The sequence below is a fragment of the Vibrio hannami genome (genome assembly GCF_029589055.1).
GTDB classification, from domain to species: Bacteria; Pseudomonadota; Gammaproteobacteria; order Enterobacterales; family Vibrionaceae; genus Vibrio; species Vibrio hannami.
Window position 1 is genome coordinate 419,091 of record NZ_JARQZP010000003.1, and the last position, 13,402, is coordinate 432,492.

11 protein-coding genes are annotated in these 13,402 nt (G+C 42.4%); 4 read left to right on the plus strand and 7 right to left on the minus strand.

Going from position 1 to position 13,402, the window contains the following annotated elements:
• The gene (locus P7F88_RS03525) at nt 1-2,520 is read left to right on the plus strand and encodes a LuxQ periplasmic sensor domain-containing protein (RefSeq protein ID WP_277821959.1); all 2,520 of its coding nucleotides are present in this window, start codon (nt 1-3) and stop codon (nt 2,518-2,520) included.
• 54 nt (nt 2,521-2,574) lie between these two features.
• On the opposite strand, the gene P7F88_RS03530 is transcribed toward P7F88_RS03525, so the two are convergent.
• The 4 genes from P7F88_RS03530 to yccS all read right to left on the minus strand — a co-directional run bounded on the left by P7F88_RS03530 (nt 2,575) and on the right by yccS (nt 6,147).
• Entirely contained in the window at nt 2,575-3,234 is a 660-nt protein-coding gene (locus P7F88_RS03530; protein WP_277821960.1) for a PilZ domain-containing protein, read from the minus strand.
• 170 nt (nt 3,235-3,404) lie between these two features.
• Nucleotides 3,405-3,626: a hypothetical protein gene (locus P7F88_RS03535; protein WP_277821961.1), complete on the minus strand. Its 222-nt coding sequence runs from the start codon at nt 3,624-3,626 to the stop codon at nt 3,405-3,407.
• Between the two features lie 58 nt (nt 3,627-3,684).
• Entirely contained in the window at nt 3,685-3,852 is a 168-nt protein-coding gene (locus tag P7F88_RS03540; RefSeq protein ID WP_277821962.1) for a hypothetical protein, read from the minus strand.
• 144 nt (nt 3,853-3,996) lie between these two features.
• Entirely contained in the window at nt 3,997-6,147 is a 2,151-nt protein-coding gene (gene yccS / locus P7F88_RS03545; protein ID WP_277821963.1) for a YccS family putative transporter, read from the minus strand.
• Nucleotides 6,148-6,336: 189 nt separating this feature from the next.
• Between yccS and helD the strand changes: the two genes are divergently transcribed.
• The gene (gene helD / locus P7F88_RS03550) at nt 6,337-8,421 is read left to right on the plus strand and encodes a DNA helicase IV (RefSeq protein WP_277821964.1); all 2,085 of its coding nucleotides are present in this window, start codon (nt 6,337-6,339) and stop codon (nt 8,419-8,421) included.
• Nucleotides 8,422-8,441: 20 nt separating this feature from the next.
• Complete coding sequence (locus P7F88_RS03555; protein WP_277821965.1) at nt 8,442-8,810, plus strand: VOC family protein; 369 nt, start codon at nt 8,442-8,444, stop codon at nt 8,808-8,810.
• A 61-nt stretch (nt 8,811-8,871) separates the two neighbouring features.
• On the opposite strand, the gene P7F88_RS03560 is transcribed toward P7F88_RS03555, so the two are convergent.
• From P7F88_RS03560 to P7F88_RS03570, 3 genes are all read right to left on the minus strand, one after another.
• Nucleotides 8,872-9,327, minus strand: a complete 456-nt coding sequence (locus P7F88_RS03560) for a methylglyoxal synthase (RefSeq protein ID WP_277821966.1) — start codon at nt 9,325-9,327, stop codon at nt 8,872-8,874.
• 110 nt (nt 9,328-9,437) lie between these two features.
• Nucleotides 9,438-10,337: a TMAO reductase system periplasmic protein TorT gene (gene torT / locus P7F88_RS03565; RefSeq protein WP_277824540.1), complete on the minus strand. Its 900-nt coding sequence runs from the start codon at nt 10,335-10,337 to the stop codon at nt 9,438-9,440.
• Nucleotides 10,298-10,516, minus strand: a complete 219-nt coding sequence (locus tag P7F88_RS03570; protein ID WP_277821967.1) for a hypothetical protein — start codon at nt 10,514-10,516, stop codon at nt 10,298-10,300. Before P7F88_RS03570 ends, torT begins: the two co-directional genes overlap by 40 nt.
• Here P7F88_RS03570 and torS point away from each other — a divergent pair.
• Nucleotides 10,515-13,400: a TMAO reductase system sensor histidine kinase/response regulator TorS gene (gene torS, locus P7F88_RS03575; protein WP_277821968.1), complete on the plus strand. Its 2,886-nt coding sequence runs from the start codon at nt 10,515-10,517 to the stop codon at nt 13,398-13,400. The two genes, P7F88_RS03570 and torS, sit on opposite strands and share 2 nt — an antisense overlap.
• The last annotated feature ends 2 nt before the right edge of the window (nt 13,401-13,402 follow it).

A 13,402-nucleotide genomic window follows, 5' to 3' on the forward strand; every position in this document is an offset into this window, starting at 1 on the left:
ATGGCGAACTTAACCGTTCGCTTACTTATCGTCGTTTTTTCGACGCTGATGGCGTTGTCACTCTTGTTTAGCTATCAGTTCAGTACTTCTGCTATTAATCAGGAAGTGGAAAGAAACTTGCAACAGACCGCTTCGCTTATTCAGAACTTGTTTGATTATAAGCTAGGGTCGGTACAGGCATTGCAGGATAATCAGAGCAAAAGTGCCACGTTACTCAGTTATGTCGAGTCAGGTTCGGTAAGAAAAACAGACGACTATTTTGTAGCTTCAGAAAGAGCGGTACTGAACAGCACACCTGATTTCCGTTTTATTACTACTGGTAGCCATGTTTTTTGGGACGACGGTAATTCCCCGTTTTTTGGCGTGACTCAGGACAAGTTAATCGAGTTTTCCCAGAGCGTTATTTTTCATAACAGTTGGTATTACACTACGGTAGATACAGAAATAGGGGACGTGCAGGTTCTATTCCGTAAATCGCCTATTGTAAATGATGCATCAGGTGAAGTTGTTGGCACACTGTATATTGGAATTGTTCTGGATAATAACTATGCATTGGTAGAGCACCTTAAAACAGCAAGTAATACTCAGGATATTGTTCTTACTATCAATAATAAACCGGTAGCATCGACAGTCCACCTTGGTAGTGAATTATATAAAAGAATTTTTAACGCTGCTGATTTTGGTGAAACGCTTATTGATGATCATCTCTATGGAAAGGTGAATCTGAAAATTAGTGGGGTTGATACTCCATTATCGGTATACAGTATTCAAACCAACCAGAATATCCTGACACTGGAAAAGAATTTTAGGTTAAGTTTTATATTCTCTGCTTTATCGATAATACTTGCTGCGGTACTTGCCAGAGTACTTATACAAAGAAGGATAAATGGTGAGCTCAACAAATTGATGGCCTATGCACAAGGCGCTAGGGAAAACAGGGATATAAAGCCATTTCAAGGCTCTGTTGTTTATGAATTTGACCATATTGGTCTGACTTTGGAGCATACTTTCGAAGAGCTTATCGAAAAAGAAAAATCTTTTCAGGATCTGTTCCGTTTTGCTGTGTCACCCATATTAGTTTGGGACAAAGACTTGAATATAATCAGGATGAACCCTGCGGCAGAAAAGGCCTTTACCGAAAATAACAGATTTAACGAGGACGCATTTCAGCAGTTCCAAAAATCAGTATACAAAAAACTGGTTACTGTAAAAGCTGGTGCAACACTTTCAGGCACTAATATTGATATTGCCGCTACCGTGTATCGTTGGAACATATCTCCTGTGATTATGGAAAATGGTGTGCACTCCATAATTGGACAGGGTCAGGATATTACTACTCTTATTGAGGCTGAGAATCAGAGTAACCTTGCTAGGTTGGAGGCAGAAAAATCCGCTAGGGAAAGAGCTGATTTTCTTGCCAGAATGAGCCATGAAATTCGTACGCCACTCAATGGAATACTTGGGATATCATCAATTCTGAAGAAGACATTAAAAGAGCCGGAGCAAGAAGAAAAGGTAGATGTACTGGTTCAAAGTGGAGAGCACTTGCTAGCTGTACTTAATGATATCCTGGACTTCTCTAAAATAGAAAAAGGCAAGTTTAAAATTGTTCATAATGACTTCTTATTTGATAATGTCCTTGAATCTATTGAAAACATATACCTTCCTCTCTGCCAGGAAAAAGGCATCCAGCTTAAAGTGCAAACAAATCAGGATTCCGGTATCTATCTAAGAACTGATCAAGTCAGATTAAATCAGATACTTTTCAATCTGTTGAGTAATGCGGTGAAGTTTACTCACATAGGCCATATCAAAGTCACTATCGATATAAACAACACAGCTTCAGGATACTCTGATCTTATTGTAATCGTAGAAGACACAGGTATAGGTATTTCGAAACAAAACTTAAGTCATATCTTCGAACCATTTGTTCAGTCAGAAAAAACGTCTACCCGTGAGTATGGCGGGAGTGGCTTGGGTCTGGCTATCGTGAAAAACCTGGTGGAACTGATGGACGGAACAATAGAGATAGACAGTACAGAAGGGTTTGGTACCAGGATAAGGGTGAACCTTCCAGTTGAAATGGTCGATGAAAACATAGCCTTGAAGGTTGACGACTACTCCGATACATACGCTGATTTCCTAGGAAAATCTTTAAAAGCCCTTATAGTTGAAGACAATCAAACGAACGCCTTTATCGCGAAGACATTCTGTGAAAAATATGGAATGGAAGTAGAGTGGGCAACAGATGGTTATAAAGCATTAGAAAGCCTTAAAGAAAACGCTTTTGATATTATTTTGATGGACAACCAGATGCCAAACCTAGATGGTATTGATGCGACGGCCCGCATCCGTAGCATGGGGATTGATACGCCGATAGTAGCCTGCACAGCTGATGGTTTTGACAGCACCAGACAGGCATTTCTAAAGGCTGGCGCCGATTATGTCCTGGTTAAGCCGATCAAGGAGGCGCATTTTGCTGAAGCACTACGCTATTACAAGAACAAGTTTCTAGATTAAACGCTTTTATCCTGGGTGGTTTCTTGGGTTATTAGGTTATTTGGTTTCTGCGCCTTACGAACCGAAAATAGCCTTGTCGATTATCTCGTACTTCAGGCTATCAGACATTTTAAGTTCTGGGTCAAACTTGATACCTAAAAAGGTTTGATTGGCATATTTACGAAAGTTAGCAACAATGCATTTAGGAGACTCTTCAGGGTAGTGTTCAAAATAGGTATTAATGTTTATCTCTTCGTCTTTAGCAATATCTATTGATTTTTTAACGACAATTCCGCAGCCAGACATTGAGAGATCTCTTAACGTTGCTTTATGTTCTTCGTCTGCGTGATCAATTGTGATGGGAAGATTAACTTTTATTCTTTTGTTTGACCTAATCGGCTTACTTTCAAAACTATAGGGTAATTTTAAATACATCAACCACGTAGGGCGTGAAGTGACAGTAATTATCTCCGTTTTAAATGCAATAATATCACCGAGCTCAGTATCAGTGACTCCCCTTATAACAATCCGGGCGTTATTGGTTTTGCGGGTGATGAGATCTTCAACTGTTTTAGCGGGGAGATCGAGAATTAAAAATTGTCCTTCTTTTAAACCAACCAGGTTGCACTGAAATGAATAATCGTCTTTGGGGCCGAATTTAATTACAGCAGCCAGCTTCATGCCAAATTCAAGATAGTCTTTTATCTTGTCTGTTTGATTAACCGTTAATTCCATATAAAGCCATCATTTTTTATTTTAGAGATAGATTAGACGGTATCAAAGATATACTCAAGTGAATCGATTAATTGAAGGGGGTTATACATGGGTATCGAGTAACGTACCGATCATTTCGTTTGATCTTTGTACGACATTCACACCAGCTTGATTGTACGTTTTTGCCTGATTTAATTTGACCATAGATTCTTCGTAAGAGACATTTTTTTCTTTTCATTCTCTTTACTTGTTTCCAGCTCTCGCTCTTTTTCTACATCAGAGGGCTGTTCAAGCTTGTTAAATTCTAGGTCTTCGCGAGAGTTTTGTTGAGCGATTTCGTTCGCAGCTTCTTTGGTAAGATTCTGTGACTGTTGTATTAAGGAGTAACCTGACTGGACAGATGATACAGGCATAGACATATTCCTCATCGCTATACCTTAAGCCTAATATTATTTGCCCAAGAACTCAAATTTAGTTGAACAGGCTTGAAATCATATCCATCTCTTCATCAGTCACAAGAGGGGAGCTTTCTTGTTCTTTAGCTAACTTTGAAGCGATTTGGCTTTGTAGAGCCATTAGCTGTTCAGGATTAAGTTTAACGATTTGGGATTGTAGTTGCTCAAATTGTTGTAGACTCATCGCAATGCCCTGTGAGCAGTTGAACTTACTTGATTTCACAAATGATAAATAAAATATCAAAAACGATTGTAAGGGCAATGTCAGGAAATTTACCTGGTAGTGTCAGAATGTCCCTACATTAATTGTGCCTGTTTAATACATATATTAATGGGCCTTACTTGCTGCAAACATGTTCGCTAGCTTATGCATTTCGGGCATGACTCTGACAATCAGATGCAGTTGTTGTAGAACAAACTCAGCAGAAGCTTCATTAGCACTACGCCATTCATTAAGTCTTGCCTCTACACCATAACTATCAGGAATGAGTTCGAAGTTCTCGCAATCATTATTGAGCTGATTACTAAGTATCTCTAAACGTTGATGAATATTTCGATGTGCATCCAAGATTAATTGGTGTGTTTGTTCATCCAGAATACGAGAGCGGTGTGCTCCCATCGCTGATATATAGCTGAGTAATGCATGGTTTAACGTAAGAAAACGAAAGCTTTCTTCTATAGCAGACTGATATCTGCCTGGTTCTGAAAGCATATTATTGATGGCTGAGCTCAGGTTTGCAGAGTAGGTATGGGCGTTACGCCGTGCTACCCGATATTTAAGGTCGTTTTGTTTTCCTACTCTGTATTGAGCAATGATTTCAGCCAGATACAGCTTGTTAGCATTCACAGAATCGGCCATAACTTTATGCAAGCGCTTTGAATGCCAATCGGGCAGAATAAACGTCACCGCCAGCACCGACAAAACACAGCCAATAAGGGTGTCTGCAAGTCTTGGCAGGATAACCGCGTATCCAGCACCAAGCTGGTTGAAACACAGCAGAACTAGTATGGTAATAAAAGCAGTTGCGTAGCTATAGTTATTAACTCTGAATACAAAGAATGCGACCCCTGATATGACAACAAACAACAGTTGTGATATCTCGGAAGGGAACAAACTCAATAGAAGTACACCGATCAAAAGCCCCGCAATGGTACCGACAACCCGGGAAATGAGCTTTTGCTTGGTTGCACTATAGTTTGGCTGACAAACAAACAGTATAGTCAGTAGAATCCAGTAACCATTCTCAAGGTTAAGCTGCTGAATAATTGCGTATCCTGCCACCAACGCCGTAGAAAGTCTCAGGGCATGTCTGAATAGTAATGAACCTGGATTCAGGTTTGAACGAATTCTCTCCCACATAGCACTGACAGTATGCGCTTCAGTGTCTTCCAAAGTCACCTCATCCTGAACCGTGAGCGTGTCTGGGTTACTAATGTTCACTAGCTGTTTTTCAACCATCGTTAGGTTTTCGAACAGGTGCCGAATCTGCATTAATGCGATTTGTCGCTCTTTGTCTTCACTGTCATCGAGGTTTTCAATCGAATGCTGTAACTCTTTTAGAGCTATCGTGTTTTGCCCTGAGTGAGTATAAGCCTTACCTTCCATGATAGATTTAGATATCTCTTTACATGATTTGGCCTGGAGCTCGATCAGGTGTTTAAAACGAAACAGAACATCAGCGCGCATAAAGAGTTTTGCCAGTTCCTGATAACGGTAATGACTTGAACTGATCCTTTCGTGGATATCCTGGGCAATAAAATATGTCTTTAAAAAACGGTCGGACGTGCTGTCAACGTGTCCACGTCTTGAACGGGACAGAAAGGTTGCTTTGCATTCATTTAGTGCTTCAACAGTTTTCGCATTGAGGTTGGCTTCTTTGATTCTTAAGGGCTGCGGAATCAGCTGTTCGGCCGGATGGAAAAGCTGCCGTTTAACTTCCATGTAATTTGAAATCTGGGTAAAAATATTAGCCAGGCTCTGTTGTACAGGTTTAAGTGGCGAAAGTGTTAGCCAGACAAGGGATAACACAAAATACCAAATCGCACCGGTTATTAGCAGTAAAGGTTGGAACCAGTAATTGGTGCTTTGGTGCGCGCCTAACATGGTGTAAATCGCAATCAATAATGACCCGAACGCTATCCGTGCATAGCGTGGTCCTATTGCTCCCAACATGATGAAGCCGATAGTCGATAAAAACAGACCGGAGGCAAACAGAACTGGATGGTTGAATAAGACTTCAATTGAGACAGTAGCTATCAGAAAACAGATAGCGGTGATGGTTTGAGCGCGAATCCGGCCTGAAAAATTGTCATCCGATTCAGCTAACGCCGCGGCAATAACGCCAAGTATCAACGGCGTCATATAATCAGAGCCTTCGAAATACCAGCAAGGGATGATGATACCAACGAGTGAAAAGAGTATCAGAGCACCATAATGCAGCGCCTGGCTATTCCAATAACGGCGTAAATGGATGTACAAGGGAAGTCACTTATTTGAATCATAATTGGTTGAGACGTAATTTATCAAATTTGCTTAATCAAAACAGAAAAATTTACGAATAACAGTTGGTTGTTGGTCTTATTTGTCGGTATTCATACTTCAATTAAGATGAATTATTACGTATTCTCGTTATCTGGAATTGTATAACTAGTTTTTCAGAGAACCCATATGCGCTTGTGTGCGAAAGACCTGGCCTGTTTTTTTATTCAGAAAGAGTATAGAGAAGTAGAAATCTTGCCTGAGTGGCTTGTTGTTTCTTCTGTTACGAGTGAAGAGCGCATACCATTTTCTATCTGGGATGGCAGTGTCGAAGTGCAACGAGGTTTGCTATGGGGCACGCTAACCTTTTTTTCCCACATCAGTGATGGAAAACGATACGCATGGTCGGTACAGGGCCTGCCGTGGAAAGAGTGTAAACAGTTTGCCAGAGACGCCATCGAGTTATACGAAAAATGGCACAAACAGCAGTGTGAACAACTGAACCAAAAGCTTCCAGGGTGGCAGTCCTCACTTGAATTACTTGTTAAACAACCTTCTTATCTTACCCACTCAAGTCTTGAACATTGGGTTACAAAAGTCCGAAACGAACTGGACGACATTAACACCACTTTGGCGGAAGCTTGCCATAGACAACCTGCTCAACTAGAACAAATCTCGGATTGGCTTGAGAACGGTAGCGAGAACCTCAACCGCCGAAACCACGAATGGCTAGAGCGCGAACGAGACAACTGGGCGGTTTTGTTTGCTCAGGTTGAAAGCTCACCGCTAAACGACTCCCAACAGCAAGCAGTATTAATTAACGATGACCACAACCTGATACTTGCGGGTGCAGGTACGGGTAAAACCAGTGTGTTAACCGCTCGAATCGCTTATTTATTGCAAAGCCATCTTGCACAGGCAGAGCAGTTATTAATGCTGGCTTTTGGTTCAGAAGCATCAAAAGAGATGAGAGAACGCCTTGATGACAAGGTCGGTTTAGCTGCGGAAAAAGTAACGGTGAGTACCTTTCATCAACTTGGCCTAAAGATCCTCAATACAGTGGAAGCAACTAAGGTCGAAATATGCCCGCAAGCTACCGATTCGAAGTTAAAACAAGTTTGGTGTAGTGAATGGCTTAAACAACACTGGGCTCACCCCGCGAACTTTAAGCGTTGGCAAAAACACCTTACAAAATGGCCTATTGCATACCTGAAAGGTGACGATGAGCTAGGAGGTCAGGCTGAAAACCCTAAATTGATAGCCTGGTTAGAATCTCAGCTCGACCAGTTATGTATGCTTCATCTGAGTAAAAAGCAACTACAGGAAAAAATCGTTTCCCATGACGAGTATACCCGCTTGAATAGCGAGTTAGCGCTAGTCTGGCCATGCTATCAGGCGTGGCAGCATATGTTAAAAGATCAAAATCAGATCGATTTCCACTCTATGATCACCAGGGCCACGGCGTATGTACAGAAAGGTAAATTCAGAACACCGTGGAAGTACATCATGGTCGATGAGTATCAGGATATATCACCAGACAGGCAGGCTCTGCTAGAGGCGCTTTGTAGCCAAACAATTATCGAGGCCGGTGCTGAGGAAACAAACCCATCGCTCTTTGCCGTTGGTGATGACTGGCAGTCGATATATCAATTTACAGGCTCAGATGTAGACCTGACAACTGAGTTTTCTAGTCGTTATCCGAATTCAACGGTTCATTATCTGGATATTACCTATCGATTTAATAACCAGATTTGTGATGTTGCCAGTCAGTTTGTTCAAAGCAACCCAAAACAGATCAAGAAGCAGCTACGTAGCTATCGGGAGCAAAAGCAGAAAGCGGTGTATGTTATGCCTGCGAAGCGCATTGAAAGAGAGTTAAAAGCGTTAAATGAAAAAGCGCCACAGGTGAAGAATGTACTAATGCTTGGACGCAACCATTACCATAAGCCTGAGCAGTTGAAACAATGGAAGAAGCAGTTTACCGATCTGAACATCCATTTTATGACTTGTCATGGAAGTAAAGGAAAGGAAGCCGACTATGTTTTCATTCTCAATGTCGATGAAGGGCAGTTTCCCGCGGTTTCAAGACAACCGCATCTCAACTCGGTGCTGGTTACTTCTTCTGATACCTATCCTAATGCTGAAGAACGAAGGCTCTTTTACGTTGCACTAACCCGCGCTAAAGAAAAAGTATGGATAACCTATGAAACCCGAGAATCTGCGTTTGTGAATGAGTTACTTAGTCAGGACTACGCTATAGTTAAAAAGAGATAGAAAATCATTGGAGTATAGCAATGTCTGATCAAATACATCCTGAACATGGTTCAATCAATTATATTGAATACCCAGCGTCGGATTTTGAAAGAACCAAGGCTTTTTTCTCTCAGGTTTTCGACTGGAAATTCACGGACTACGGCACGGAATATACTGCGTTTCACGCAAATGGGCTAATGGGTGGATTTTATTTATCCGAGTGTTGTTCTGTGCAGGAGCACGGTGGCGCACTATTGGTTTTTTATAGTGAGAATCTGGAAGAAACCATGTCGCAGATTCAGTATTCCGGAGGGACTATCAGCCGGGATACCTTTGCTTTTCCTGGTGGAAGAAGATTCCACTTTGTTGAACCAAGTGGCAATGAAATGGCGGTTTGGAGCGATAGGTAGAACTCTTACCTTCTTGAAATAGAAAAGGGAGCTGAGAAGCTCCCTTTCTTATATCTTCAGGTTATATACGCTCTTCCAGATAAGCGTTGTAGTCAGGAATTTCTACATCAGTTTCTTTGTCGAGCAGGGAAGACTCAAACAGGAAGTTAGCAGTAGCGCGGTTTGTTGCTACCGGGATATTCCATACACTCGCAATACGCAGCAGTGCTTTTACATCAGGGTCGTGCGGTACGGCGTTTAATGGGTCCCAGAAGAAAATCATCATATCGATTTTCCCTTCAGAGATAAGAGCGCCAAGCTGTTGGTCACCACCCATTGGGCCGCTGATCATGCTCTTAATAGCCAGACCGGTACTTTTGCTTAGCATGTTACCCGTTGTACCTGTTGCATATAGGAAGTGGCTTTGCAGTTTGGTCTTGTTCTCTGTTACCCAGCGAAGAAGGTCTGGTTTGCAGTTGTCGTGCGCCACCAGCGCTATGTGTTTATGGGCTGGTAAGGTGCGTGTCGTTTTTTTCATTATTTAAGTTCCATCAAAATTTCCGGCATATTCTGCCAGTGTTAAGTCCTTGTTTACTAGTTTGATATCAAATTTCTGGTACTAAGATTGTTTAGTTGACCAGAGTTTACTCAATCACTACTTTTTACACTAAAAACCGGCCTATAGCCAAGAGGAGAAAGTGAATCGTTGATATTTGTTAATCGAACATTATCTGGAGTGAGTTGCTCAATAACCGGAGACAGAGAGATTTCATACGGCTGATCTTCAAAGTAACTGATGACCTGTTGAATGGAGTAACGTCCCTGAAGCACCATTTTATCTGTCGAGGCAAACTCAACCTTATTTCTTAATAACCCTCGGTATACGCCGTGGCTGAGGTAAGTCGAAATAAGACCGATGCTTCTGTGATTCGGCGCTTTTCTGATTTCGCTGATGGCGGCTTCAATCGACACCGCGCCACCGACAATATAGTCGATGTTTGGCAACTCAAGCACCTGCTGTGCTAGGTTTCGCTGGATCTCTTTGTCATTATCACCCCAGTAGGTACTTATGATATTAACATCTGAATCTTGCAATGAGTCATAGAACCCTTGAGTCGCGGGCTTGGTTCCACCTCGAAACCTTGGGCCCAAAAGCCAGGCAACATTGACCTTACCAGTGTCTTTTGGATGCTTCATGGCAAGATACTGGCCGGCATTGTATCCCATCCAGTACCAGTCGACGCCAACCTCACCTTCAAACTGAGGTCGGTCTTTAATGCCGATATTGAGATGGTTGACGGTTGCGAATAAAGGAGTGTCGCCAATAAGGTGATTAACCTGATCAACATAAGCATCCGGAGATACGGTTCCGAGTATGATAGCGTCTGCTCCCCACTCATAACATGCGGTGAGCTGCTGCCTCTGCTTATTCACATTTGGGTAACCGCCAGATTCCAAGACCTTAAGCTCCAAGTTGGCAGACTGAGCTTCCATCACCATGCCATAATTTACGGAAAGCCAGTAGGAGTCCTTAAGATGAGGGTAGATGGTGCAAACCTTTTTCCAGCCAGCGCTACGCTGCTGAACAGAAAAAAGCTGCTCAACAAGGCAACTGAAAAGATATTTCTCACTCTTTTTGCATTCATTTCCACGAGATCATTGGTTTCATATTCAATACCCTGCAAAATATACCGTATAAGATCCATAGTTGTCAGGTATTTAATCATGCTGCTTGCTCCCGCCAGTATTGGCCGAAAATTACTATTCTCGTTTACGGCGATGGCTGGCCTTTTGATTCTTGCGGTTACAATTGGTACATCCGGTTTTAACTTTGTTGCCAAGACAGAAAAAAAGGTAGTGGATTCAGCTATTCCGGCCATGCTTGAAGCCAGAGAAGTAGCGGGGTTAAGCTCGCGTATCATCTCATCGGTTCAGGTTCTTTCGAATGCTGAATCTGAACTGGAAAGACGCCAATCGGGACAACAACTCTTTACGCTGTTAGAAAAGCTGCTAAATCATATTGAGTTGCTTGGAAATGGTGGATTTGACGACCTGTTACTGGCAGCTCTTGAACGCGATGTACAAACTATTATCGATACGATTGCAAAGCTTGGTGTTTCTGTTGAAAAGAAACTGGCGTTAGACAGAGATCTTATTCTGCGCGTTAACGAAATGCGGACACTGGCTGATGAACTCGAGGAGCTAACCCGAACACAGGTAAGAAATACTAGTACCATCACAGTAGCTAATGTCACTCAACTCTATGGATTGGTTGAGGAGCAGGAAACGGATACGGTTTTTGATGCGCTCGATACTCTGGTTGAAGTGGATCTCGATCTATCAGAGCGGCTCCACGAACTACATCTACTGGCATTTCAGATGCTTGCTCACATTGAAGAGTCCCAAACCGTTACCGATTACAACCGTATCCAACAAATAGGAACTGAGTTCGAGTCGAACCTAAAAATTATGGAACGGAGGGTACGCTCCGTTGAAGATCCTACTCGTTCTGAGCAAATGGGAGCGCTGCTTAGCGAGCTCCGTAAACGGATTGTCATGTTCGATATTCTAAACCAGAGGTTTGAGATCAGACAATCATCCCAGGCGCTGGAAGATAAAACATTAGAGGTTTTCGAAAGCCTTAACGAAACCGTTAACAAGCTGGTCGATGAGTCGAATCGAGTTACCGCAAAAGCGGTTTCTGATGTAACTCAAACCCTAAGTTATGCCAAATGGTCGCTGGTTCTTCTCTCGTTGGTCGGTTTGATAGCAATCAGTATTATCATCTGGCGAATTGTTTATCAGTCGGTCGTTAAGAGGCTCCATGCCTACTCAGATGCACTAGTTTCCATTGCCAGTGGTGAAGTGAATTTTGATCTTTCTGTAAAAGGCAAAGATGAAATTGCTCAGATGGGCAGGGCAATCATCACCGCCAGAGACACCGCTAAACAGTTACAGATTGTCGCTAAAAGCGAAAAAGAGGCGAAGCTTGAGATACAACAACACAAGGCGCAGTTAGAAGATACTATCAAGGAACGAACAATGCAGCTGAGCCTTGCTAACGATCAGCTTAATGAAGAGGTGGCTCAACACGCCAAAGCTAGAGATGAAGCTGAGCAGGCAAACCGAGCTAAAAGTGCATTTCTTTCTACTATGAGCCATGAAATTCGTACACCAATGAATGGAGTACTAGGAACGGCAACTCTGCTTAAATCTACGGGGCTTAATAGCCAGCAAAGCTATTACGTGGACGTGATTAACCGAAGTGGTTCAAACTTACTCGCTATTCTAAACGATGTTCTTGATTACTCAAAAATTGAAGCTGGAAGGCTTGAAATCAGGCCCTCACCGTTTGAGCTTTGTGACTTAATCAATGATACATTTCGGTTACTTGAAAGTAGGGCGAAAGAAAAAGGGCTTGGTTTTCACCGCCAGATAGAAAGTGATATCAGCGGTTACTGGCTGGGAGATGCAACACGTATCGGACAGGTATTAAATAACCTCCTTGGAAATGCAATTAAGTTTACTCACCAGGGGGATATTGATCTGTACGTGAGTGAAGATCCGGAACTCCCCGGAAACTTGTTATTTGAAGTTACCGATACAGGTATCGGTATTGATCCGGAAGAAGCCGATAAACTGTTTAAAGTATTCTCTCAGCTTGGTAGTGAAGCTGCAAAAGCGGGTGGAACAGGACTTGGCTTGGCAATTAGCCAAAAATTGGTCGAAGCGATGGATGGATACATTTCTGTTGAATCGGAAAGCGGGCAGGGCAGTCGGTTCTGGTTCTCAATTCCACTGGAAAAAACAGAAAAACCAACCGTACTAAAGTCCGAACTACAGAGGACAACAACCTATAAAGCCAAAATACTGATGGTCGAAGACAACCCGGTTAACTGCCTGGTTGCAGAGGGCTTTTTATCAGTTGAAGGCCATCAGATTGTCATCGCAGAAGATGGTGTATCTGGAGAAAAGGCATTCCGGGAAGAGGGTTTTGACATTGCATTGTTGGATATTAACTTACCGGATTGCAACGGTGTTGAACTACTTTCAAGGCTGCGGCAGATAGAGTCCGATAAAGGGAATGAGCCTATACCTATGGTTGCGGTTTCAGCGCACGTTTTTAATGAGGAAGTCGAAAACTACTTAAATGCTGGCTTTGATAGTTTTCTACCCAAACCTTTAGATAAGAAACAGTTATCCGATGTAGTGCAAGCCTCGTTGGAGGGGAGAACGTTATTGCTACAGCAGACAAGTGCTCAGGGTACTAAGCAAGAAAACGTAGTAGTAGACTTTTCAGTGATAGAAGCTGATTTAGAAGTGCTAGGCGCTGAAAAAATTCAAAACCTGCTTGAGCTGTTCAAAGAGAGTAGCTCTGACCTCATTAGCCAGTTAGATAAGGCAGCGGAAGAAAATAACAGAGGAGTGATAAAACAGCTTGCGCATAAGCTAAAGGGCTCTGCAGGCACCATGGGGATGACCTGGCTATACAATGTTTGCCTGGAAGTAGAGTCAGATTCGAATCCATTAGAAAAATATCGCGAACAAAAGAATGAGCTTGTAGATGCGTTGAACATTTCGCTGAAGCTGATAAACAAGAAGCTAAACTAATT